Source organism: Rahnella sp. CJA17(1/100) (genome assembly GCF_963881615.1).
In the GTDB taxonomy this organism is placed as follows: domain Bacteria; phylum Pseudomonadota; class Gammaproteobacteria; order Enterobacterales; family Enterobacteriaceae; genus Rahnella; species Rahnella aceris.
This window is the reverse complement of record NZ_CAWOJA010000057.1, coordinates 1-479: the sequence shown is the minus strand read 5'-3', so window position 1 is coordinate 479 and position 479 is coordinate 1. Positions and strand designations below refer to the sequence as shown.

The window sequence follows — 479 nt, the reverse complement described above, 5'->3', positions numbered from 1 at the left end:
ATCCAAGTATCAGCAACAGGTGAAAACAGCATTTGTCTTTCTTCTGAAGCCAATAACAAGCTGACTTGCGACCAAATTGAACCGCATCTAGAGAAGATTCGCGGCGCTAAATATCTTCTAACTCAACTTGAAACGCCAATTGAAGGCATTGAATACGCAGAAAAAGTAGCAAAAGAGAGTGGCACTCAAGTGATTCTAAACCCGGCTCCTGCTCGTCCATTATCGGATTCATTGCTTGCTTGTGTTGATGTGATTACACCCAACGAAACCGAAGCAGAAGTTTTGACAGGCATTACTGTTACTGACAGCGCATCCGCTCATCAGGCAGCTTTAGCTTTGCACGCAAAAGGCATCGAGACGGTAATGATCACGCTTGGCGCGAAGGGCGTTTGGGTAAGTAAAAACGACAAAGTCTAGCTCATTGCAGGGTTCCGCGTTGAATCAACGGATACAACCGCTGCTGGTGATACCTGCAACGG

At 46.3% G+C, this 479-nt stretch carries 1 protein-coding gene; it reads left to right on the top strand.

Features of this window, described 5'->3' with window-relative positions; genetic code table 11:
• Window positions 1-417 (top strand): PfkB family carbohydrate kinase (locus tag AACU55_RS20615; protein WP_240785710.1); only part of this gene is annotated, 417 nt, incomplete at its 5' end.
• Window positions 418-479: the final 62 nt, after the last annotated feature.